This window comes from Mycolicibacterium madagascariense, assembly GCF_010729665.1.
Taxonomy (GTDB): domain Bacteria; phylum Actinomycetota; class Actinomycetes; order Mycobacteriales; family Mycobacteriaceae; genus Mycobacterium; species Mycobacterium madagascariense.
Window position 1 is genome coordinate 3,468,828 of record NZ_AP022610.1, and the last position, 22,346, is coordinate 3,491,173.

24 protein-coding genes are annotated in these 22,346 nt (G+C 70.7%); 8 read left to right on the forward strand and 16 right to left on the reverse strand.

The window, feature by feature from the left end; genetic code table 11:
- Positions 1-100 precede the first annotated feature (100 nt).
- Positions 101-778 carry an MBL fold metallo-hydrolase gene (locus tag G6N60_RS16280; protein WP_163739222.1) on the forward strand — a complete coding sequence of 226 codons (678 nt, stop codon included), beginning with the start codon at positions 101-103 and terminating at the stop codon, positions 776-778.
- A gap of 83 nt (positions 779-861) precedes the next feature.
- Positions 862-1,365, forward strand: a complete 504-nt coding sequence (locus G6N60_RS16285) for a DUF427 domain-containing protein (protein WP_163739223.1) — start codon at positions 862-864, stop codon at positions 1,363-1,365.
- Between the two features lie 15 nt (positions 1,366-1,380).
- On the opposite strand, the gene G6N60_RS16290 is transcribed toward G6N60_RS16285, so the two are convergent.
- The 4 genes from G6N60_RS16290 to G6N60_RS16305 all read right to left on the reverse strand — a co-directional run bounded on the left by G6N60_RS16290 (position 1,381) and on the right by G6N60_RS16305 (position 4,523).
- Complete coding sequence (locus G6N60_RS16290; RefSeq protein ID WP_163739225.1) at positions 1,381-1,824, reverse strand: universal stress protein; 444 nt, start codon at positions 1,822-1,824, stop codon at positions 1,381-1,383.
- Between the two features lie 244 nt (positions 1,825-2,068).
- The gene (locus tag G6N60_RS16295; RefSeq protein WP_246240751.1) at positions 2,069-2,926 is read right to left on the reverse strand and encodes an acyl-CoA thioesterase; all 858 of its coding nucleotides are present in this window, start codon (positions 2,924-2,926) and stop codon (positions 2,069-2,071) included.
- 56 nt (positions 2,927-2,982) lie between these two features.
- Complete coding sequence (locus tag G6N60_RS16300) at positions 2,983-4,101, reverse strand: LLM class flavin-dependent oxidoreductase (RefSeq protein ID WP_372510921.1); 1,119 nt, start codon at positions 4,099-4,101, stop codon at positions 2,983-2,985.
- An 80-nt stretch (positions 4,102-4,181) separates the two neighbouring features.
- Positions 4,182-4,523, reverse strand: a complete 342-nt coding sequence (locus G6N60_RS16305) for a hypothetical protein (protein ID WP_163739231.1) — start codon at positions 4,521-4,523, stop codon at positions 4,182-4,184.
- A 133-nt stretch (positions 4,524-4,656) separates the two neighbouring features.
- Here G6N60_RS16305 and G6N60_RS16310 point away from each other — a divergent pair, with 133 nt between their 5' ends.
- A complete protein-coding gene (locus G6N60_RS16310) occupies positions 4,657-4,998 on the forward strand; it encodes an RNA polymerase-binding protein RbpA (RefSeq protein WP_163739233.1) in 342 nt (113 codons plus the stop codon).
- Positions 4,999-5,018: 20 nt separating this feature from the next.
- On the opposite strand, the gene G6N60_RS16315 is transcribed toward G6N60_RS16310, so the two are convergent.
- Genes G6N60_RS16315 through G6N60_RS16340 form a run of 6 tightly spaced genes read right to left on the reverse strand, consistent with a single transcriptional unit; the run spans position 5,019 to position 10,532 of the window.
- Positions 5,019-5,780: a polyprenol monophosphomannose synthase gene (locus G6N60_RS16315; protein ID WP_163739235.1), complete on the reverse strand. Its 762-nt coding sequence runs from the start codon at positions 5,778-5,780 to the stop codon at positions 5,019-5,021.
- 19 nt (positions 5,781-5,799) lie between these two features.
- Complete coding sequence (gene lnt, locus G6N60_RS16320; protein ID WP_179969702.1) at positions 5,800-7,635, reverse strand: apolipoprotein N-acyltransferase; 1,836 nt, start codon at positions 7,633-7,635, stop codon at positions 5,800-5,802.
- Complete coding sequence (locus G6N60_RS16325) at positions 7,628-9,241, reverse strand: amidohydrolase (protein ID WP_163739237.1); 1,614 nt, start codon at positions 9,239-9,241, stop codon at positions 7,628-7,630. The genes lnt and G6N60_RS16325 overlap by 8 nt, the downstream gene beginning before the upstream one ends.
- A complete protein-coding gene (locus G6N60_RS16330; protein WP_163739239.1) occupies positions 9,238-9,717 on the reverse strand; it encodes an FxsA family protein in 480 nt (159 codons plus the stop codon). The genes G6N60_RS16325 and G6N60_RS16330 overlap by 4 nt, the downstream gene beginning before the upstream one ends.
- A gap of 33 nt (positions 9,718-9,750) precedes the next feature.
- A complete protein-coding gene (locus tag G6N60_RS16335; RefSeq protein ID WP_372510919.1) occupies positions 9,751-10,152 on the reverse strand; it encodes a PPOX class F420-dependent oxidoreductase in 402 nt (133 codons plus the stop codon).
- Entirely contained in the window at positions 10,152-10,532 is a 381-nt protein-coding gene (locus G6N60_RS16340) for a PPOX class F420-dependent oxidoreductase (RefSeq protein WP_163739241.1), read from the reverse strand. Before G6N60_RS16340 ends, G6N60_RS16335 begins: the two co-directional genes overlap by 1 nt.
- A gap of 384 nt (positions 10,533-10,916) precedes the next feature.
- Between G6N60_RS16340 and G6N60_RS16345 the strand changes: the two genes are divergently transcribed.
- The 3 genes from G6N60_RS16345 to G6N60_RS16355 are packed head-to-tail and all read left to right on the forward strand — an operon-like array spanning position 10,917 to position 14,042.
- Positions 10,917-11,849 (forward strand): TauD/TfdA dioxygenase family protein, encoded by a 933-nt coding sequence (locus G6N60_RS16345; RefSeq protein WP_163739243.1) that lies wholly within the window; start codon positions 10,917-10,919, stop codon positions 11,847-11,849.
- A 4-nt stretch (positions 11,850-11,853) separates the two neighbouring features.
- On the forward strand, positions 11,854-12,987 hold the full coding sequence (gene cobG / locus G6N60_RS16350) for a precorrin-3B synthase (protein WP_163739245.1): 1,134 nt from the start codon (positions 11,854-11,856) through the stop codon (positions 12,985-12,987).
- Positions 12,984-14,042 carry a phosphotransferase family protein gene (locus tag G6N60_RS16355; protein WP_163739247.1) on the forward strand — a complete coding sequence of 353 codons (1,059 nt, stop codon included), beginning with the start codon at positions 12,984-12,986 and terminating at the stop codon, positions 14,040-14,042. The genes cobG and G6N60_RS16355 overlap by 4 nt, the downstream gene beginning before the upstream one ends.
- A 4-nt stretch (positions 14,043-14,046) precedes the next feature.
- Here G6N60_RS16355 and G6N60_RS16360 read toward each other — a convergent pair whose 3' ends face one another.
- Entirely contained in the window at positions 14,047-14,799 is a 753-nt protein-coding gene (locus tag G6N60_RS16360) for a decaprenylphospho-beta-D-erythro-pentofuranosid-2-ulose 2-reductase (protein ID WP_163739249.1), read from the reverse strand.
- 35 nt (positions 14,800-14,834) lie between these two features.
- On the opposite strand from G6N60_RS16360, the gene G6N60_RS16365 reads away from it, so the two are divergent.
- Positions 14,835-15,263, forward strand: a complete 429-nt coding sequence (locus tag G6N60_RS16365) for a F420-dependent biliverdin reductase (RefSeq protein WP_163739251.1) — start codon at positions 14,835-14,837, stop codon at positions 15,261-15,263.
- Positions 15,264-15,282: 19 nt separating this feature from the next.
- Here the strand turns inward: G6N60_RS16365 and G6N60_RS16370 are convergent, their stop codons facing one another.
- Both G6N60_RS16370 and G6N60_RS16375 read right to left on the reverse strand, forming a co-directional pair.
- The gene (locus G6N60_RS16370; RefSeq protein ID WP_163739253.1) at positions 15,283-16,416 is read right to left on the reverse strand and encodes a M24 family metallopeptidase; all 1,134 of its coding nucleotides are present in this window, start codon (positions 16,414-16,416) and stop codon (positions 15,283-15,285) included.
- A gap of 10 nt (positions 16,417-16,426) precedes the next feature.
- Positions 16,427-16,822 (reverse strand): VOC family protein, encoded by a 396-nt coding sequence (locus tag G6N60_RS16375; RefSeq protein ID WP_163739255.1) that lies wholly within the window; start codon positions 16,820-16,822, stop codon positions 16,427-16,429.
- A 22-nt stretch (positions 16,823-16,844) separates the two neighbouring features.
- Between G6N60_RS16375 and G6N60_RS16380 the strand changes: the two genes are divergently transcribed.
- Positions 16,845-17,804 (forward strand): 5'-3' exonuclease, encoded by a 960-nt coding sequence (locus tag G6N60_RS16380; RefSeq protein ID WP_163739257.1) that lies wholly within the window; start codon positions 16,845-16,847, stop codon positions 17,802-17,804.
- Here the strand turns inward: G6N60_RS16380 and G6N60_RS16385 are convergent.
- Genes G6N60_RS16385 through tatC form a run of 3 tightly spaced genes read right to left on the reverse strand, consistent with a single transcriptional unit; the run spans position 17,801 to position 22,326 of the window.
- Positions 17,801-18,562 carry a DUF4333 domain-containing protein gene (locus G6N60_RS16385; RefSeq protein ID WP_163739259.1) on the reverse strand — a complete coding sequence of 254 codons (762 nt, stop codon included), beginning with the start codon at positions 18,560-18,562 and terminating at the stop codon, positions 17,801-17,803. The two genes, G6N60_RS16380 and G6N60_RS16385, sit on opposite strands and share 4 nt — an antisense overlap.
- Positions 18,563-18,611: 49 nt before the next feature.
- Positions 18,612-21,392, reverse strand: a complete 2,781-nt coding sequence (locus G6N60_RS16390; RefSeq protein ID WP_163739261.1) for a DEAD/DEAH box helicase — start codon at positions 21,390-21,392, stop codon at positions 18,612-18,614.
- A complete protein-coding gene (tatC, locus tag G6N60_RS16395) occupies positions 21,376-22,326 on the reverse strand; it encodes a twin-arginine translocase subunit TatC (RefSeq protein WP_163739262.1) in 951 nt (316 codons plus the stop codon). The genes G6N60_RS16390 and tatC overlap by 17 nt, the downstream gene beginning before the upstream one ends.
- Positions 22,327-22,346 lie beyond the last annotated feature (20 nt).

The following is a 22,346-nucleotide window of genomic DNA, read 5'->3' on the forward strand; positions in this document are numbered from 1 at the left end:
ATTCCTCGTCTTTCACATCAATCCCGCCGATTACATCCCGCAGGGAGCACTCCGAGCCCATGTTATGTCCACCCCCCGACAAGCCCGCTACCGTGGCGGTATGACCACCGTGGACGACGACTACACCGGCCATCTCGACGCGGGAACCGCCGCCAGGCGCACCCTGCCCGGAGCAACGATCGTGAAGGCCTCGGTCGGCCCGATGGACAACAACGCCTACCTGGTCACGTGTTCCCAAACCGGTCAGACCCTACTCGTCGACGCGGCCAACGACGCCGACGTCCTGCTCGACCTGATCCGCCAGCACGCCCCCACGCTCGCCCTGATCGTCACCACGCACCAGCACCAGGACCACTGGGTCGCGCTGGCTGAGGTGGTGAAGGCCACGGGCGCGCCCACCGCGGCCCACACACTCGACGCGCAGGCGTTGCCCGTCACGCCGGACCGGCTGCTGTCCCACGGCGACGTCGTCGAGGTCGGCGCGCTGCGCTTCGACGTGATCCACCTGCAGGGGCACACCGAGGGGTCGGTCGCGCTGGCACTGCATGGACCCGCGACGGGTGACGTCGTACAGCTATTCACCGGTGATTGTCTGTTCCCCGGCGGCGTCGGCAAGACGTGGCGCGAGGGCGACTTCGAGCGACTACTCGGTGACGTCTCCACCCGGGTCTTCGACGTCTATCCCGACTCGACGGTGGTGTATCCGGGCCACGGCGACGACACGACCCTCGGCGCCGAACGCCCCCACCTGGCCGAGTGGCGCGACCGCGGCTGGTGAGCCGCCCACACTGAATCTCGCGACGGATTTCGGCCGAAACCGTCGTCGGATTCAGTCTCGCGCCGCCGCGGTACCGTCGAGGCATGACCCTGCCGTGGCCCACCCCCGACAAGACCGGACCCGGTGAGGAATCGGTGTGGGACTACCCCAGGCCGCCCCGGCTGGAGACCTTCGCCGGCTCGATCACGATCGAGCTGGGCGGGGACACCATCGCCTCGACCGATCGCGCCTGGCGCGTGTTGGAGACCAGCCATCCACCCACCTACTACCTGCCGCCGAACGCCTTTCGCGACGGCGTGCTGCGCGCGGCGACCGGTTCGTCGTGGTGTGAGTGGAAGGGCATGGCGTCCTACTACGACCTGGTGACCGACGCCCGGGTCGCCGAGCGCGCCGGATGGACCTACCTCACCCCGACCCGCGGCTTCGAGGCGATCGCCGGCGCCGTCGCCGTGATGGCGGCTCAGGTAGACCGCTGCACCGTCAACGGCGAGCAGGTGCAGCCGCAACCGGGCGGGTTCTACGGCGGGTGGATCACCAGCTGGGTCAAGGGCCCCTTCAAGGGCATCCCGGGCTCCAGGGGCTGGTGACCCGACCCCCGGCGATCAGGACGTGTGAACGATCAGGACGTCGGACTTGGAGCGCCGTGCCACGTTGGCGGGCACCGAACCGAGCAGACGTCCGGCGATGGTGCTGAGGCCGACGTTGCCGACCACGAGCAGGTCGGCCTTGACCTCTTCGGCCAGATCGACCAGCGCGTCGACGGGCGCACCGACGACGGCCTTCTCCTCGACGTCCTTGGCTCCCGCGGCATGGGCGCGGTCCCTGGCCTCGCGCAGGATCGCGTAGATGGGGGCGTTGCCCGCCATCTTGTAACCCTCGTCCTTGAGGACGTCGGCGGCCCGGGCGTCCTCGCTCTGGGGGAAGTACGCCGTCGCGACGACCAGCTTCGCGCTCGCTCCGGCGGCGATCTGAGCGGCCCGATCTACCGCGCGCAGCGATGAATCCGAACCGTCAGTGCCGACCAAAACGGTCTGATAGGCGCCCATTCATGCCCTCCCAGTGTGATTTGCCAAGCCATCCGAGACAGTAACCCGTCGTTCGACGAACAGTGGCCGATTCGCTCGGATGGCATCGTTCTGCCAGCGCCGATGGTAACCACGCGGCGCTGGCTCACCACGCATTGGTGAGCAACCGAACCCCGGCGCCACCACTGCGCACGGCTCGCATCGGCTGCCGAACGTGACGCGGGTCATGGCCAGCGCGAAGCAATTTCGTCGACCCCTTCATCGGTCAGCTCCCCGAGCGCCCGAAGTAGGACTCCTGGGTGGCGACGCACACGACGCTGCCCGACCGGTTGTACGTCGTGGCGGTCGACAATCCCCTGCCGTCGATTGCGCTGGGCGAGAAGTGATCCGACAACACCCAGTCGGACAGGTCGACGGGCCGGTGAAACCACAGCGCATGATCGATCAGCGCGTTGAAGGTCGTCACCGGGGTCGTGCGGCGTACGACCATCGCCGCCTCGAGCATCGACGTCCCCGACAGATAGGTCAGCAGGCAGCTGTGCAGGACCTCGTCGTCGGGCACCGGTTCCGTTGGGCGCCACCACATTCGGACCCGATCGGGTGGGTCGGACAGATCCATGGCGAGCCGCGGCGGGGCGTCGACGTAGCGCCGTTCGAACGGCTGCGGACGCACCCAGTGACCGCCGTGTTCGCCGGCGTACGCCGCGAGCTGCTCGTGCACCGGAATCAGCGACTCGGGGTCGGGCACGTCGACCATCGGTGCGTGGTGGTCCAGACCGCCCACCGGCGCGCTGAACGACGCCAACGCCTCCAGCAGCACCTCGTCGTCCTGGCGCGCGGTGACCTGCCGCGTCGACAGCGTCCCCCCGTCGCGCGACCGCACGACGTGGAAGTCCACCGGGCGACGAGCGTCCCCCGCCCGGAGGTAGTAGACGTGCACGCTGTGCGGTGTCCGGCCCGGCACGGTGCGGCTCGCGGCCATCAGCGCCTGCCCCGCCAGGTGGCCACCCACGATGTGGTGGGCGGGGTTGTCGAGCTGGGTGGCCACGAAGTCGTCGTCGCCGACCTGGTCCACCTGCAACGTCTCGACGATGTCGGCCAGCGTCGGCCATCGGTAGCTCACCCGGGCATCATGCCGCAGGGCCATCGCGGTCGCGGACCCGCACTGGGGCACTCGGCCTACGCGATGCCCTTCTGCCGTAGCAGCGGGAGCACGCCCTCGGCGAACCAGTGGGCTTCCTCGAGGTGCGGGTAGCCCGACAGGATGAACTCCTCGAAGCCCAGCGCGTAGTACTCGTAGATCAGGTTGGCGACCTCGAGGTGGCTGCCCACCAGCGCGGTGCCCGCTCCCCCGCGCACCAGGCCGACGCCCGCCCACAGGTTGGGATGGATCTCGAGCCGGTCCCGTCGGCCCCCGTGCAGGGCCGTCATGCGACGCTGCCCCTCGGACTCCGACTTGGCATGCAGCGCAGTCTGTTTCGCGATCTGCTCGTCGCTGAGTTCGGCCAGCAGCTCGTCGGCGACGGCCCACGCGGCCGCCGACGTGTCGCGGCTGATGGTGTGCAGCCGGATGCCGAACCGGATGTCGCGTCCCCGGGCCCGCGCCAGCTCGCGGACCGTCGCGATCTTGGCGGCGGCAGCCTGCGGCGGCTCGCCCCAGGTGAGGTAGACGTCGACGTACTGCGCGGCGATGGGCAGCGCGGCGGCCGACGAACCGCCGAAGTAAATCTGCGGCAACGGATCTGGTGGGGCGGACACCCTCGCGTCGGCGACGGTGTAGTACTCGCCGTCGAAGTCGACGCCGTCGCCGCGCCATACGGAGTCGACGACGTGGAGGAACTCCCCGGTGCGGGCGTAGCGCGCATCGTGGTCGAGCCAGTCGCCGAAGCGGCGCTGCTCGACGTCGTCCCCACCGCTGACGATGTTCAGCAGGACCCGTCCTCCGGAGAACCGCTGCAGGGTCGCGGCCTGCTGGGCCGCGAGCGTCGGCGGGATGAGGCCGGGCCGAAACGCCACCAGGAACTTGAGCTGCTCGGTCTCGGCGAGCAGCGCGGCCGCCGTCAGCCACGCATCCTCACACCACGTGCCGGTCGGGGTCAGGACGCCCTCGAAGCCGAGCCGGTCCGCGGCCCTGGCCACCTCGGCCAGGTACTGGCGGGTGGGCGCACGGTAGTTGGCGGGCAACACCTGATTCGACGACGCGTGCGAGGACGCGACGATGGACCGGCTGTCGCCGCTGGTGGGCAGGAACCAGAAGAACTTCGCGCGCGGGGCGGGCGATTCGGGGTGAGCGCTCACTGTCACGGTGCGGCGACGTTACCGACGCCGCCGTGCAGCGGGAACCCTTCGGTTCCGTCTGAGGCAAAGGGCCCAGACCCCTACCGCCAGCCGTCGGCCGCCTTCGCCGCGCGCAGCAGGTCGTCGCACAGATCGCGCAGCTCGTCCGCCCCGGCGCCCTCCTGCAGGGCGGTCGCCATGTCCTCGGCGGCGCACCTGACCTGATAGACGCGATCGGAGAGCTGAGCCGCCTCCTCGGCGGTCAGCACGACGGAGTCCGGAGCCAGCGACGTGCCCTTGACGATCGACCGCTGCTCGTAGGCGCGCTGTCGGCAGGACTGCCTGCAGTACTGGCGACGACGGCCCATCCCGGCGTCGGGAACCTCGCGGCCGCACCAGCGGCAGGGCTGGACGCGGGTCCGTCGGCGTGTTTCAGGGGCCACGGATGTCGACTGTAAACGGCCCGCGGGCCCGTTCCCGGTACCATGGACACTCGCGTCGGGAACTTCGCGCCAATCGGCAGCGTTGATGATCGCGAAGACATGCTCGAGAGATGTCGGATGAGGAGAAGTAACCATGGCTGATCGTGTCCTGCGAGGTAGTCGACTCGGAGCCGTGAGCTACGAGACCGATCGCAACCACGACCTCGCGCCCCGCCAGGTGGCGCGCTACCGGACCGACAACGGCGAGGAATTCGAGGTGCCCTTCGCCGACGAGGCCGAGATCCCCGGCACGTGGCCCTGCCGCAACGGCATGGAGGGCACGCTGGTCGACGGCGACGTTCCCGAGCCCAAGAAGGTCAAGCCGCCGCGCACGCACTGGGACATGCTGCTGGAGCGCCGTTCGGTCGAGGAGCTCGACGAGCTGCTCAAGGAGCGGATGGACATCATCAAGACCCGCCGCCGCGGGAGCAGCTAGCCCGTTCTCGCGGGGGGCGTCTAGCGGACGACGCCCCTGGCGCGGTCGATGCGGCCGCGGATGCCCCACTCGGCGATCTTGAACACCGCCTCGCGGATGTTCGAGCCGCTCATCTTCGACTTGCCAAGCTCGCGTTCGGTGAACGTGATCGGCACCTCCACCACCGAGAAGCCGGCCGTGATGGTGCGCCACGTCATCTCCACCTGGAAGCAGTAGCCCTTCGAGTCGACCGCCTGCAGGTCGATCTTCTCGAGCACCTCGCGCCGGTAAGCCCGGTATCCCGCGGTGATGTCGTTGACGTCGACGCCGAGCGAGATGCGCGAGTAACCATTAGCGGTGCGCGACAATAGCATTCGTCGGCGCGGCCAGTTGCGCACCGTGCCCCCGTCGACGTAGCGCGACCCGATGGACAGGTCGGCGCCTGCGTCGACGGCATCGAGCAGCCGGTAGAGCTCCTCCGGCGCGTGCGAGCCGTCGGCGTCCATCTCGACGAGCACCAGGTAGCCCCTGCCGAGACCCCAGGCGAAGCCGGCGATGTACGCCGCGCCGAGACCGGCCTTGCTGGTGCGGTGCATGACGTGGATGCGGTCCGCGTCGGCCAGCGCCAGCTCGTCGGCCAGTTCACCCGTGCCGTCCGGGCTGCCGTCGTCGACGATCAGCACGTGGACGTCGGGACGTGCCGCATGCACCCGCTTGACGATGATCGGCAGATTGTCGCGCTCGTTGTAGGTCGGAATGATGACCAGCGTGCGCTGACTCGGGCGGTCGCCACCCTGCGTCATGCGCGGTCCCGCTTCCCGGTCATGTCACTCCTTCGTCCTGGTGGTCGTCGACGGCCGTCGTCGACTCCTCCGCGGCGGCCGCCTTCCTGCGGCGACGCGCGAACAACTCTGCGAACGCACCATTGTGCAGCATGGCCCCCACCACAGCCGCAGCACCAGCGAATACGAGGAGTCCCTGGGCCACGGGACCCCACCGGGTCGCGGGTGTCAGGCTCGTCTTGAGCCGGATCTGCGCATCCAGGTAGGCGGGCTCGAAGAACGCCGTGCGGTCCACGATGCGGCCGTCGGGACCGATCACGGCGCTGATGCCGGTGGTCCCGGCCACGACGACGAACCGGTCGTGTTCGACGGCCCTGAGCCTGGCGAAGGACAGTTGCTGAGCGCTCATCGACGCGTCGAACGTGGCGTTGTTGGTGGGGACGGCGAGGAATTGCGCCCCGTTGAGCACCGACTCCCTGGCCGCCCTGTCGAAGATGACCTCCCAGCACGTCGTCACCCCGATCGGGATGCCCGCGGCGTGCACGACGCCGTCGCCGTGACCGGGCACGAAGTAGCCGGCGCGATCGGCGAAGGACGACAGCAGCCGGAAGAAGCCGCGCCACGGCAGGTACTCGCCGAACGGCTGCACGATCTTCTTGTCGTGGCGTTCGCCGGGCCCGGTCGCCCCGTCCCAGACGATGACGGTGTTGAGCGCCTGCGGATCCTCGGGGGTGTAGCCGGGCGCCGACACGACCGCCCCGACCAGGATGGGCGCGCGGATCGCGTCGACGGCGGCGGCGATCTCGTCGGCGGCGTCGTGGTTGACGATCGGGTCGATGTCGGAGGAGTTCTCCGGCCAGATGACGACGGCCGGTTGCGGTGCCCGTCCGGCGCGCACCTCCTCGGCCAGGTGCATCGTCTCTTGCACGTGGTTGTCGAGCACGGCCCGCCGCTGGGCGTTGAACTCCAGGCCGAGGCGCGGCACGTTGCCCTGGACCGCGGCGACCGTGGTGGTGGGGTCCTCACCCGCGCCCGCGCCGCTGTGGCGGACGTAGGGGGTGCCCAGCGCCACGACGAGCAGGACCAGGGCGACGCTCACCCCGGGAACGGCGACGGCGGGCGGCAGACCGTGGCGGACGTGGTGGTCTCGTCGCCACCACTGCACCAGCTCGATGACGAGCGCGGCGAGGCCGACGCCGACGAGGGCCACCGCGAAGGACACCAGGGGCACGCCGCCGTAGTGGGCCAGCACCAGCAGCGGACTGTCGTCCTGACTGAATCCGACTGCGCCCCAAGGAAATCCGCCGAACGGAATGGTGGACTTCAGCCATTCGGCGAGCACCCACAGGCAGGCGAACCACACCGGCCAGCCGGGCAGCCGGCGCACGATGACCGCGAGCAGGCCGAAGACCGCGGGGAACAGGGCCTCCAGCGCCGAGAGCGCCAGCCACGGAAACGGTCCGACCAGCCCGCTGATCCATGGGATGAGCGGCACGTAGAAGGCCAGCCCCGCGAGGAAGCCGTACCCGAAACCACCCGCCTTCGTCGTCGACGCATCGGTCAGCACCCAGGTGAGCAGGGCGAGCGCGAGGAACGCCGCGGGCCACCAGCCGAAGGGCGGGAAGCTGACGCACAGCAGCACCCCCGCGGCCAGGGAGGCCGCGAGTCGCAGGGCGCGCGGCACCAGTGCTCGACGCAACCGGGTCGCGACGCGCGACCACGCCGGCTCCCGGGTGGCGGGCTCCGGCGCATCGGCGCCGTCCGGTGTCGGAGTCTCCGCGTCGACGGCCTCGTCGTCGACGGCCTCCGCGTCGGTCTCTTCGCCGACGGCCTCGGGTTCCGCCTCGTCGCGGTGCCGGTGGCGGCGCTCATCCATGGAGGGTGACACCCCGGTGGACCGTCTGGCGGCAGACGGGCAGGGGCGCGTCGGGAGACAGTCTCGGCAATGCCGGAATCCGCGAGCGCGGATCGGTCGACCACCGCTGCACGGTGTCCGTGGGCGCGGCGACCTCCAGTGCGTCGAGGCTGTCGGGCAGGTCCCACACCGCGTAGGTGGCCGGGGCGCCGGGGGTCAGCGTGCCCGCGACGCCGTCTCGGGCGCCCCCGGCCCGCCACGCCCCGCGGGTGGCGGCGGCGAACGCCGCACGCGCGGACATCGCGCTGCCCGGGGTGCGGTGGGTGGTGGCCGCCCGCACCGTCTCCCACGGGTTCATGCCGGTGACGGGGGTATCGGAGCCGAAGGCGAGTGGCACGCCTTGGGATGCTAACAGCGCCAGCGGGTTGAGCCGGACCGCCCGCTCGGCACCCAGACGCTGGGCATACATTCCGTCGGTCCCGCCCCAGAGCGCGTCGAAGTTCGGCTGCATGCTGGCGATGACGCCCCAGCTGCCCAGCAGGCCGGCCTGCTCCCGGTCGATCATCTCGACGTGCTCGAGGCGGTGCCCGCAGCGGGCGACGGCAGGCGCGCCGTGGCGGTCCACCACGCGCGCGAAGGCCTCGACGACGGCCGCGACGGCGGCGTCGCCGATGACGTGGAAGCCCGCGGTGATCCCCGCCTGGGTGCACGCGTCGACGTGCGCCTCGATGGCGTCCGCGTCGAGGTAGGCGTTGCCGACCCGGTCCGGTGCGTCGTGGTACGGCTCGAGCAGCCAGGCCGTGCGCGAGCCGAGCGCGCCGTCGACGAAGAGGTCACCCGCCAGGCCGCGAACCCCGGTGTCGGACAACAGCTCTCGGGCCTGGTCCGCCGACGTCACCGCCTCGCCCCAGTAGCCGATGACCTCGACGCCGTGCCGTAGCGCGTCAAGCTCCCGCCAGTCGTCGAGGCCGCCGATCTCGGGACCGGCGCATTCGTGGACGGCGGCGATGCCCGACCTGGCGGCCAGGTCGAGGGCCGCCACCCGGGCCTCGTCGCGCTGCGCCTGCGTCAAGGCGCCGCGCGCGGCGGCCCGCACCGCGTGGTGCGCCTCGGCGGTCAGGGGTAGCTGGTCGTGGTGGCCCGCCCGCGACTCCAGATCCGGCACGGATCGGCGCAGCGCAGAGGAGGCCGCGGCGGAGTGCACGTCGACCCGTGCGAGATACGCGGGCCGGTCGCCGAGTACGCGATCGAGGTCGGCGGTGGTGGGCGCGACGGGCTGCGGCCAGCGCGCCTCGTCCCACCCGTGGCCCCAGATCGGTCCCGTGGGATGGCAGTGGGCGTGTTCGGCGAGCAAGCGCAGCGCATCGTCGCGCGACCGGGCGCCGCGCAGGTCGAGTCCGACGAGCGCGAGACCCGTCGCGGTGACGTGGACGTGGCTGTCGACGAAGGCGGGCGTCACGAAGGCGCCGTCGAGGTCGACCACCCGGGCGCCGGGAAACTGCCTGCGGCCCACGTCGTCGGCGCCGAGCCAGGACACGACGGGCTCGGGCCCATCGCTCACCGCCATGGCGGTCGCGTCGGGCATCGTCGAGCTGTAGACCCGACCGCCGACCAGCAGGGTCGTCAAGCGACGTCGGGGTGTCTCGGCAGCCGCGGCGGCGCCACGTCCGTCACGTCGATCACCTCGCCGTCGACGTAGTCACCGCGGACGGTGCGACGCGGTCCGGGGCCCATGGTCGTGACGATGAGGGGGACGCGACGGAGCCTGCGCGCCGCCAGCGCCGCCACCGCGGGCCGCACGACGGCGCGCGTCGCGGGGATCAGCAGCAGCAGTCCCACCACGGACGTGACCAGGCCGGGCACCACGGTCAGGACGATGCCCAACGCCACCAGCGCACCGTCCGACACCGCCCCCTGGGGCGTCGTCAGGCCCGTCCGAAGGCGCCGAATCTGACGCGTGACCTGCGACCCCGCCAGCGCGAGACCGAGGACGAAGGTGCCGACGAGCAGCAGGAAGGTCCAACCGAGGCCGATCCACGACACCAGACCGAGGACCACCGCCGCTTCGACGAGGACGTACACCAGGAACAGCCGCATAGCCATGACGGGTCAACGCCCGGGGGGACGCCGGGGTTCCTAGCCGGCCGAGCCGGTGGGGTCGGCGGCACGCACCTCGATGGCCGCGTGCACCTTGTCGACGCCGCCGCGGATGAGGGCCTGCGGGATCCACCACCAGGCGTGCCACCAATAGCGCCGGGTCACCATGTCGAACACGCGCCGCGTCTCCGACTTCGGCAGGTTCCTGGCGACGGCTTCGACGGGCTCGCCCTTCGGCTTGCCGAGCACGCCGCACTTCTGGATGGTCACGCGCGGAGTGTTGTTGATGCGCTTGGTCTTCCACGACCCGTCGTCGGTGCTGATCACCAGCCGGTCGCCGTCGGGCACGCCCCACACCGGCGTCGGCTTGGGCCGGCCATCCTTGGTGAAGGTGGTCAGCAGCAGGTACTTCTCGGTGTAGACGTCCTTGAACTCGGGCATCAGGCGGGCTTCAGTTCGATCGTGACGTTCTTGTCGACGCCTCCGCGCAGCTTGGAGAAGAAGTTGAACGCCTTGCCGACGACGCCGTAGCGCTTGCCGATCGCGTCGTAGGTGGCCTTGTTCGCCGACTTGTCGAGGATCGTCGCCACGGCGTCGACCGCCTCACCCTTGGGCGTGCCCCCGCGGTCGCAGGGAGCGATCGTCACGCGCGGGGTGTGGCGAATGCGCTTGACCTTCCACGACCCGCCGCCGGTGATGACGACGAGCCCGTCGCCCTTGGGCGCGGCCCAGATCGCGGTGGGCTTGGGCCGACCGTCCTTGGTGAAGGTGGTCAGCAGGATGTACTCGGACTTCGCGACGTCGGCGAACGTGACGGCCATGGCTTCAACTTAGCGGCCCACCGCGACTGCCGACCGTCGAGTGCGACGATCAGCGGTCGGAGTTACCCCACCGGCCGTGCCAGGACTCCCGGTAGGGAAGTCCGAGGATCGCGAGCATCGCGATGACGAGTACTACGAAGGCCAAGAGTCCACACATTGCCGTTCCTCCCGTGTCGTCTCCGACGACGTCTGACGTGACGTTGCCGGTCGGAGCTTTGAGAAGAATGTAGTACCGCCGGTACTGGATATAACGGCTTCGTGGTGAGCCGAACAGCCGCGTCCGGGACGTGACGACCGTCACTTTCGCGCAACAGTGGTCGGCGAGTTCGAATCGTCGCTAGCCGAAGAATGGCCAGTGCCGGTGACGTATGCGGCAATGGAGCGATGTCCAACTCCCCCGTGATCGTGAAACTCGGCGCGAACATCGGCGCCCGCATCGACGGCGTGCGTCTCGGTGGCGACCTGCCCGCAGCGACGGTCGAGGCCATCAACGACGCCCTGCTCACCCACAAGGTCGTCTTCTTCCGCGAACAGCATCACCTCGACGACGAAAGCCAACTGGCCTTCGCCAGAACGCTCGGAACGCCGACGATCGCCCACCCCACGGTGACCTCGCGCGGGGCCGACGTCCTGCCGATCGACTCGCGCTATGACAAGGCGAACTCCTGGCACACCGACGTCACGTTCGTCGACCGCGTGCCCAAGGCGTCACTGCTGCGCGCGATCACCCTGCCCGACTACGGCGGCACGACGACCTGGGCGTCGACCGAGGCCGCCTACGACCAGTTGCCACCGCCACTGGCCGCCCTCGCCGAGAACCTGTGGGCGATCCACACCAACGACTACGACTACGTCAAGGACCACGCCGACGATCAGCCGGGCGGCGTCTCCGAGACCACCCGCCAGTACCGGGAGGAGTTCGTCTCCGACCACTACGAGACCGAGCACCCGGTGGTCCGCGTCCATCCGGAGACGGGGCGACGGGTGCTGCTGCTCGGGCACTTCGTCAAGAGGTTCGTGGGCCTGGGCACGAACGAGTCGGTCGCCCTGCTGCAGCTGCTGCAGGCGCGAGTCACCAAGCTGGAGAACACGATTCGCTGGAACTGGGCGCCGGGTGACCTGGCCATCTGGGACAACAGGGCCACGCAGCACTACGCGGTCTCCGACTACGACGACCAGTACCGCCGGCTGAGCCGGGTCACCCTGGCCGGCGACGTCCCCGTCGACGTGCACGGGACCCCGAGCCGCGTGCTGGCCGGCGACGCATCGCACTACTCGGAGGTCGTGGCGCCCGCGCGCCTGGTCGCCGTACCGTAGCTGGGTGACCAGGACCCGCGACGACGACGCCTGCCCGGGTGCGCTGCAGGTGCACCAGGCCGCCGACGGCGCGCTGGCACGGATCCGGTTGCCCGGCGGCATGATCGCCGCCCCCCAGCTCGAGGCGCTGGCCCTGGCCGCCGCCCGGTTCGGCTCGTCGTCGATGGAGCTGACCTCGCGCGGCAACGTGCAGGTGCGCGGCGTGACCGACGCGACGGGGCTGGCCGAGGCCGTCGCGGCGGCGGGGTTGCTCCCGTCGCCGAGCCACGAGCGCGTCCGCAACGTCGTCGCGTCACCGCTGAGCGGGCGCGTCGGTGGCCTCGCCGACACGCGGGGCGGGGTGCGCGACCTCGATGCCGCCATCCAGGCCAGCGACCGGCTCGCCGAACTGCCGGGCCGGTTCCTGTTCGCCCTTGACGACGGCCGCGGCGACGTGTCCGGACTCGGCGCCGACGTCGGAGCGCACTACCTCGACGAGGACACCGCCGCACTGCTGGTGGCGGGTGTCGACACCGGCATCCGCACGCGCGACGTCGTCCCCGCACTCGTCGAGCTGGCCGAACGGTTCGTCGACGTCCGCGGAACTGCGTGGCGCACAACCGAACTCGACGATCCCACGGTGCTGCTGGCGGGATGGACCCCCACCGCGGAACCCGGCGCCGGCTGGCCCCCGACGACGCGGCCCCCGGTCGGCTGGCTCACCCAGGACGACGGCCGCGTCACGCTGGGCGCCGCCGTCCCGCTCGGCGTGCTGCGGACCAGGGTCGCGGAGTACCTGGCCGCCGTCGGGTCGCCACTGGTGATCACGCCGTGGCGCTCGGTGCTGGTGTGCGACCTCGACGAGGGGATCGCCGACACGGCGTTGCGCGTGCTGGCACCGCTGGGCCTGGTGTTCGACGAGGCGTCGCCCTGGCTCGACGTGAGCGCGTGTACTGGCAGCCCGGGTTGTGCGCACTCGGCGGCCGACGTCCGTCGCGACGCCGCCGACGCGGCCCGCGCGGGCGGCGCGGGCGGCGCGGGCGACGGCCGTGGGCACCGGCACTTCGTGGGTTGCGAGCGGGCGTGCGGCAGCCCCCCGACCGGTGAGGTCCTCGTCGCGACCGACGGCGGTTACGAGGTCAGGGAGCAGGCGTCGTGAGCGCACCCGCCATCCCCCGCGGCCCGGCCGAAGTGACACCGCGCTGGCTCTCGACCGTCCTCGGCGTGGACGTCGAGGACGTGCGCGTGACGCCGATCGGCACCGGTCAGACCGGAGCGACCTACCGGCTGGCGGTCGCCTACGGCCGGGCGCCGTCGGAGCTGCCCGCGACGTTCGCGATCAAGCTGTCGTCCCAGGACGAGGCGGTCCGGGACCGGGTCGCGCTCGGCTACCGTTCCGAGCACGCCTTCTACACCGGCGTCGCCGATGCCGTCGGCGTGCCGATCCCCCGGCACTACCACTGCGCGGTCTCCGACGACGGCGGCGACTTCGTCCTCCTGCTGGCCGATCTCGCGCCCGCGGTCCAGGGTGACCAGATCGGCGGATGCACCACGGCCGAAGCCGAACTCGCGGTCCGAGCCCTGGCCGGTCTGCACGGACCCACCTGGTGTGACGCGAAGTGGCCCACGTTTCCCGGACTGGTGATGTCGACGGCGGACGCCGACGCCATGAAGGGGATGGGCGACGTCGCGGCGATCGCTGCCCAGATGACCCTCGATCGACTCGGCGACCGGATGAGCGCGCAGGACCGGGCCACGGTGACCGAGACCATGGCCGCCGTGACGCCGTGGCTCGTCGCGACCCAGGACCGCTTCGCGCTCCTGCACGGCGACTACCGCCTCGACAACGTGCTCTTCGATCCGGACCGCAGCAGCATCACCGTCGTCGACTGGCAGACGCTGGGAGTGGGGTTGCCCACCCGCGACCTGGCGTACTTCACCGGCACCAGCCTGCTGCCCGCGGCGCGTCTCGCGGCCGACCACGACCTCGTCGCGGCGTATCACTCGGAACTGGCCGCCTACGGTGTCGAGGACTACGACCTCGACACGTGCCTGCGCGACTACCGCATCGGCATGGTGCAGGTGCCGCTCATCGCGGTGCTCGGCTGTGCGTTCTCGGTCGCCACCGAACGGGGCGACGACATGATGCTGGTCATGCTCGAACGCGGTTGCCAGGCGATCCGCGAACTCGACAGCCTCGCCCTGGTCGGCTGAGCGATCAGCGCGGCAGCCGCCGCCACAGCGACCGCGGCAGCAGGCGCAGCACCACCACCAGCGCCCCCAGTGACCGCGGCACCCAGATCTCGCTGCGGCGCTTAGCCAGCGCCCGGGCCGCCGCCTCGGCGACCTGCGCGGGCGTGCTCGACAGCGGCGCGGGCGACATGCCCCGGGTCATCCGGCCGACGACGAACCCCGGGCGGACCAGCAGCACCCGGACGCCGGACCCGTGCAGCGCATCGGCCAGCCCGCGGCTGAACGCGTCGAGGCCCGACTTCGCCGACCCGTAGACGTAGTTGGCGCGCCGCGGACGCGCACCGGCGACCGACGAGAACACGACGATCGCACCGCGGCCCGCCGACCGCATCGTGGCGGCCAGCACCGTCAGCAGACTGACCTGCGCGGTGTAGTCGGTATGCACGATCGCCGCCGCGTGCGCCGCGTCGGTCTCGGCCCGCGCCTGATCGCCCAGGATCCCGAACGCCACCACTGCCGTCCCGATCGGCCCGTGCTCGGCGACGATCGACGCGACGAGCGGGGCGTGCGACGCGAGGTCGTCGGCGTCGAACTCGCGGACGTGCACGGCGACCGCGCCGGCCGCGCTCACCGCGGCCGCCTCGGCGGTCAGCCGATCGGCTCCCCTGGCCGCCAGGACCACCGTCGCACCGGGCGCCAGCCGGGTAGCCAGCTCGAGACCGATCTCGCTGCGGCCACCGAAGATCACGACCACGCCCGCGCCCGTCGTGTCCTTCATGGCTGCGATTATGTCCTGCGCTAGGTTGGACACCGATGGCTACACCTGGTCGCAAGGCCACGACGCGGCTGACCAACGATGCGCTGGCATTCCTGACCGAGCGGCATCTCGCCATGCTCACCACGCTGCGCGCCGACAACTCCCCGCACGTCGTCGCCGTCGGCTTCACCTTCGATCCCAAGACTCACGTTGCCCGCGTCATCACCTCGGGCGGCACGCAGAAGGCCGTCAACGCCGAGGAACGCGGAGTCGCCGTGCTGAGCCAGGTCGATGGCGCCCGCTGGCTCTCGCTAGAGGGCAGCTCCACGGTCAACGCCGATCCCGACGCGGTGCGCGACGCCGAACTGCGCTACGCCCAGCGCTACCGCACGCCGCGCGTCAATCCCCGGCGCGTCGTGATCGAGGTGCGGATCGAGCGCGTCCTGGGCTCCTCGGAGCTGCTGGACCGCGGCGGCGACGCCTGATGCTCACGACGCCCGATCGCTAGACGGGAACCACCACCAGCTCGTGCGGCCGGTCGTTGACCGACTGCGCTCCATCGGCGGTCACCACCACGATGTCCTCGATGCGCGCGCCCCACTGCCCCGGGAAGTAGATGCCCGGCTCGATGCTGAAGGCCATTCCCTCCTCGAGGGGCAGGTCGTTGCCGGCGACGATGTAGGGCTCCTCGTGCACCGACAGCCCGATGCCGTGGCCGGTGCGGTGCACGAACACCTCGGCCAGCCCCTCGGCGGCCAGCACGTCGCGAGCCGCGGCGTCGACCTGCTCGGCGGTGACGCCGGGGCGCACGGCCGCGACCGCCGCCCGTTGGGCGCGCTGCAGCACGCCGTAGCGCGCGGCGACGTCCTCGTCGGGCTCTCCGATGCTGTAGGTCCGCGTCGAGTCGGAGTTGTACCCGGGCTCGTACGGCCCGCCGATGTCGACGACGACGACGTCCCCCACCTGCAGTGCCCGGTCGGAGCACTCGTGGTGGGGGTCGGCGCCGTTGGGACCCGAGCCGACGATGATGAATGCGACCTCCGAATGTCCTTCGGCGACAATCGCTTCGGCGATGTCGGCCGCGACGTCGGCCTCGGTGCGGCCGGGTATGAGGAACTCGGGCACGCGCGCGTGCACGCGATCGATCGCCGCACCGGCCTTGCGCAGCGCGTCGATCTCGGCGGCGTCCTTGATCATCCGCAACCGGCGCAGCACGTCGGTCGCCAAGACCGGCACCACGCCGAACACGTCCGCCAGCGGCAACAGGTGCAGGGCGGGCATGGCATCGGTCACCGCGGTGGCGACACGGCCACCGCCGAGCGCATCGGCCACCAGGCGGTAGGGGTCGTCGCCGTCGACCCAATCCCGCACTGCCACACCCAGTTCCACGACCGCGGAGTCCTTGAGCGACGCCAGCTCCATCCGCGGGACCACGACGGTCGGCTCACCGTCGGCGGGCAGCACCAGCGCCGTCAGCCGCTCGAAGGTCTGCGCGCGCGAGCCGACGAGGTAGCGCAGGTCGTACCCCGGGGTGATGACCAAACCGGCCAGACCGGCGTCGGCCGCCGCGGCCGTCGCCGCACGCAGCCGCCCCGCGTACACGTCGGTGCCGAATCTGCCCTGCTCACCGGAGTCCATGCCGTCGAGGTTAATCGGCGGGCAGATAGCTGGCGACCTCGACCAAGTTGCCGTCCGGATCGCGGCAGTAATGCGACGTCATCGGGCCCAGCGCGCCCGTCTTGGGCACCGGCCCCTCGGTGATCTGCACGCCGCAGGAGCGCAGGTGCGCACCCACCTCGGCCGGGGTGCTGAGTGCGACGAAGCAGATGTCCACCGTGCCCGGCGCATCGACCTCCGAGGTCACCCAGTTCGGCGCACCCGTCGGCCGCAGGTTCAGCTTCTGGTTGCCGAACCGCAACGCGGTCCGACCCGGCCCGAACGTCTCACGCCGCATGCCGAGGACGCGGACGTACCAGTCGGCGGTGGCGTCGACGTCACGGCAGTTGAGCACCACGTGATCGACGTGATCGACGGAAAACGGCATACCCCACGCTACTGTCACTGCAATGTCCGCACCCGTCATGCTGCTCGACGGCGCCAGCATGTGGTTCCGTTCCTTCTTCGGCGTCCCCTCCTCCATCACCGCACCCGACGGCCGACCGGTCAACGCTGTACGCGGATTCCTCGACACCGTCGCGACACTCGTCGCCAAGGATCGGCCGGGGCGGTTGGTCGTGTGTCTGGATCTGGACTGGCGACCCCAGTGGCGGGTCGACCTCATTCCCTCCTACAAGGCGCACCGCGTCGAGGAGGAGCGCGCCTCCGGTGAGCCCGACGTCGAGGAGGTGCCCGACGACCTCACCCCGCAGGTCGACATGATCATGGCGCTGCTCGACGCGTTCGGCATCGCCACCGCCGGAGCGGTCGGATACGAGGCCGACGACGTGCTCGGCACGCTGGCCGCCAGGGAACGCCGCGACCCCGTCGTGGTGGTGAGCGGAGACCGCGACCTCCTGCAGCTGGTCGCCGACGAGCCGGTGCGCACCAGGGTCTTCTACATCGGCCGCGGCCTGAGCAAGGCCACGCTCTTTGGGCCCGCCGAGGTCGCCGACGTCTACGGCGTGCCCGTGGACCGCGCCGGCCCGGCCTACGCCGAACTCGCGCTGTTGCGCGGGGACCCCTCCGACGGGCTGCCCGGTGTGGCGGGCATCGGCGAGAAGACCGCGACGACGCTGCTCGCCCAACACGGTTCGCTGCAGCGGATCATGGCCGCCGCGGCGGACCCGACGTCGAAGATGCCTGCGGCACAACGGAAGAAGCTCGTGGCGTCCGTCGACTACGTCGCAGCCGCGGAGAAGGTGGTGCGGGTGGCGACCGATGCCGACGTCACCCTGTCGACGCCGACGGACGACCTACCGCTGGCCGCCAGGGACCCGCGCAGGGTGGCCGAACTGGCGGGCGAACTGGGCGTGACGTCGTCGGTCGCGCGCCTGCAGAAGGCGCTCGACGACCTGCCGTCGCGCTAGCGCGGCCTGCCCACCTCGTAGGTGCCGCTGTCGTCCTGGAAGGTCACGGTGACCTGACGTCGGGTGCCGTCGATGCTGACCTCGCAGTCGAACGTGCCGCCCTTGACGACCTTCGGGTTGGCTCCGTTGTTGCAGCTGACATCCTGAACGTTCTTGGCGCCGTAGCCATTCGTCTGATCGCTGAGGATCTGCTGCACGCCGGTCTGGGCGGCCTTGACGTCGAGGTTGGTGGTCACGAAGAAGCCCGGCTTCCAGAAACCGAGGATGCCGACGACGACCAGGACCACGACGACCACCGCCCCGATCACGCCGAGGATGACGCCCCTGGGCCTCTTGGTACCCGACTCGGGGGAGCCGTACGGCGTGTACTGCTGGTTGGGGTCGTACTGCCCGGGCTGCTGGCCGTAGGGCTGGTTCGGATCGTAGGGCCCGTACTGCGGGGCCTGGCCGTACTGCGGCGGCTGTCCGTACTGCGGTTGCTGGCCGTACTGCGGGGCCTGCGGATGCGACGTCGGGCCGTAGGCCGCCGGCGGCTGCCCGTACTGCTCGCCCTGCGGGTATCCCGGCTGCCCGTAGGTGGGCTGCTGATAGGGCTGACCGCCGTACGCGGGAGGCTGCTGACCGTAGGCGGGGGGCTGCTGATTCCAGGCGGAATGCTCGGGCTGCGGCTGCTCAGGCGCCTGCGGCTGCCATGCCGGGTCGGCAGGAGGCTGGCTCGCCCACTGCTGGGAGGGGTCGGATCCCTGCGGTCCGCTCATCGTCACTCCTTGGTGGTCAACTCGTCGGGTTCGCGACGCTGCCGACACCCTACCCCGCATCAACAGCGACGACGCCGCGCCGAATCGCGTCGATCGCGCGTTTTGCGGTCGCCCGCAGAGCGGGTGTCGGAGCGGCATTGCGCACCTGGTCGAGCAGATCGAGCACCTGTCGGCACCACCGCACGAAATCGCCTGCCGACAAGGGAGATCCGCTGCCGGAGGCATCCGAGGCGGCCAGCGACGCCGACAGCTCACCGGTCGTCGCCCAGCGGTGGATCGCGGCCACGAAACCGGCGTCCGGTTCGCGACTCGCCGGGAGCCGGTGGCGCTGCTCGTCGGCGCGAATCTCCGACCACGACCGGCGGGTCTGAGACAGCGCGCGGCGCATGGCCGGCGTGGCGTTCTCCACGACCAGCGACGCGCCGGGGGCGTCGCCCCGCGACTCGAACAGCACCGCCGAGACGACCCCGGCCAGTTCGGCGGCGTCCAGACCGTTCCACGTTCCGCTGCGCAGACATTCGGCGACGAGCAGGTCGCTCTCGCTGTAGATGCGCGACAGCAGCAGGCCGTCGGCCGTGACCTTTAGGTCACCGCCGTCGACCGCGTCGATGAAGCCTCGCTCGGTGAGCAGCAGCACGATGCGGTCGAAGGTGCGGGCCAGCGAGTTCGTCGCCGCCGCCACCTTCTTCTGGATGTCGGCGTTGTCGCGCTCGATGCGCAGGAAACGCTCGGCGAGGCGGACCTGGTCCTCGCGGTCGGCGAGGTGATGCGCGGGGTGGGTCCGCAATTGTTCACGCAGCGCGGCCAATTCGGGATCGACGTCGTGCTCGCGATCGTGACCGCCGGGAGAACGCTTCGGACGCCCGCCGGGGACCCGCAACCCGGCGGCCGCGGAGCGCAGCGCCGACGCGACGTCACGCCGCACGCGCGGCTGGCGGTGCTCGACACGCTTGGGCAGCGTCATGGTCCCGACCTTGGCGGACGAGCCGGAGAAGTCCGTCGACGATATGCGGCCTGCCCAACGGTCTTCGGTCAACACCAGCGGCCGGGGATCGTCGCCGTCGCCGGCCGGTTCGAGCACGACCGCCAGGCCACCGCGACGCCCCTGCCCGATGGTGATGATGTCGCCGCGGCGCAGCGCCGCGAGCGCATCGTTGGCCGCCTGGCGCCGCTGCAGTCGCGACGCCCGCGACTGGGCCCGTTCGCGGTCGGCGATGGTGGCGCGCAACCGCGCGTACGCCAGGATCGCGGCGTCGCGGCCGCCGAACTGCGCGGCGATCTCGTCCATCATCCGTTCGCCCCGCGTCACCCCGCGGACGAGGCCGACCACCGAGCGGTCGGCCTGGAACTGGGCGAAGGACCGCTCCAGCAGCCGGTGCGCCTGCTCGGGTCCCATCTGGTGGGCGAGGTTGATCGTCATGTTGTACGACGGCGCGAACGAGCTGCGCAGCGGGAAGGTTCGGGTGGAGGCCAGGCCCGCCACGTCGGCCGGTTCGACGTCCGGATGCCACAGCACGACCGCGTGCCCCTCGACGTCGATGCCACGCCGGCCCGCGCGCCCGGTCAACTGGGTGTACTCCCCCGGCGTCAACGGCGCGTGCTGCTCCCCGTTGAACTTCACCAACCGCTCCAGCACGACGGTGCGGGCGGGCATGTTGATGCCCAATGCCAGTGTCTCCGTGGCGAATACGGCCTTCACCAGACCCGCGGTGAAGAGCTCCTCGACGGTGTGGCGGAACACCGGCAGCAGCCCCGCGTGGTGGGCGGCCAGGCCGCGCAGCAGGCCTTCGCGCCATTCGTAGTAGCCGAGCACCGCGAGGTCGGCGTCGTCGAGGTCGGCACAGCGTCGGTCGATCACCTCGGAGATGCGCGCGCGCTCGCGGTCGTCGGTGAGCCGCAGCGACGACCGCAGGCACTGCTTGACCGCGGCGTCGCAACCGGCGCGGGAGAAGACGAAGGTGATCGCGGGCAGCAGCCCCTCGTGGTCGAGCACGCCGATGACGTCGGGGCGCGACGGCGGTCGGTAGATGGTCGGCCGCCCCCGGTTGCCCGCTCTGCCCCGGCCGCGGGGCTGCCAGTCCGAGAGCCGGTCGGCCTCCCTGCGGTGGGCGATGTGGCGGATCAGATCGGGGTCCACCAGCGTGCGGTTCGCGGCGCCGTCGGGCCCCCCGTCGGTGCCCTCGAACAGGTCGTAGACGCGCTTGCCGACCATCATGTGCTGCCACAGCGGCACGGGCCGGTGCTCGTCGACGACGACGGTGGTGTCGCCACGCACGGTCTGGATCCAGCCGCCGAACTCCTCGGCGTTGCTCACCGTGGCCGACAGGCTGACCAGGCGGACGTCCTCGGGCAGGTGCAGGATCACCTCCTCCCACACCGCGCCGCGCATCCGGTCGGCGAGGAAGTGGACCTCGTCCATGACGACGTGCGAAAGACCTTGCAGCGCATGGGAATTGGCGTACAGCATGTTGCGCAGCACCTCGGTCGTCATCACGACCACGGGGGCGTCGCCGTTGACGTTCTGATCCCCGGTCAGCAGCCCGATGCGCTCGGCGCCGTACCGCTGGACCAGGTCGTTGTGCTTCTGGTTGCTCAGCGCCTTGATCGGGGTGGTGTAGAAGCACTTGCGGCCCGCGGCCAGCGCGAGGTGCACCGCGAACTCGCCGACGACCGTCTTGCCGGCCCCGGTCGGCGCGCACACCAGCACCCCGTGCCCGTTCTCCAGTGCCTGGCACGCCCGGGTCTGGAAGCCGTCGAGGGAGAACGGCAGCTGAGCGGCGAAGTCGTCGAGTTGGGTTGGCGCCGACGACGACTCAGGTGGCTTGGTCATCGATGCCCAGCCGGGACGGAGCGGGCACGGCGGTGGGCGGCTCCACGGGCTCCACGGCACCCAGTGGTGCGGCCACGTCGTCGGGCACCTCCTCCAGTGCCGCGCGCCGCGCCTTGCGCCGGTCGTGGACGCGCGCGACCTGGATGGCGATCTCGAGCAGCAGCGACAGCGCCGTCGCGAGTGCCAGCATCGAGAACGGATCCGAGCCGGGCGTGGCGAAGGCGGCGAACACGAAGAGTGCGAAGATCAGCCCCCGCCGCCACGCCTTGAGCCGCTCGTAGGGCAGCATCCCGACGAGGTTCAACATGATGATCAGCAGCGGGAACTCGAAGCTGATGCCGAACACCAGCAGCAGATTGAGCAGGAACCCGAAGTACTGGTCGCCGTTGAGGGCCGTGATCTGGACGTCGCTGCCCACGGTCAGCAGGAAGCTCAACGCCTTGGACAGCACCACGTAGGCGAGCACCGCGCCCGTCACGAACAGCACCGCGCCGAAGAATACGAACGCCGAGGCGAAGCGACGCTCCTTCTGATACAGCCCCGGGGTGATGAACGCCCACAGCTGCTGCAGCCACACCGGGCACGCCAACACGACGCCCGCGGTCAAAGCGACCTTGAACCGCAACATGAACTGATCGAACGGGGCCGTCGCCAGCAGTCGGCACTGACCGTCGGGAGCGATGTCGGCGCGCGACGACGGCGGCAGCGAGCAGTACGGCTGCCGTAGCCAGTCACCGAGGCTGGGCAGACCCAGGAACCCGTGGGTGTACCAGATGAAACCGAACACCGTGGTGACGAGGATGGCGGCGACCGCGATCAGCAGGCGGTTGCGGAGCTCCTGCAAGTGGTCGACGAGCGACATGGTGCCGTCGGGATTGGCCTTCGATCGGCGACGGCGCGGATCGAGCTTCTTGAACAGTCCGGGGGTCTGCACGGGTTGTCTGGGCACCACTC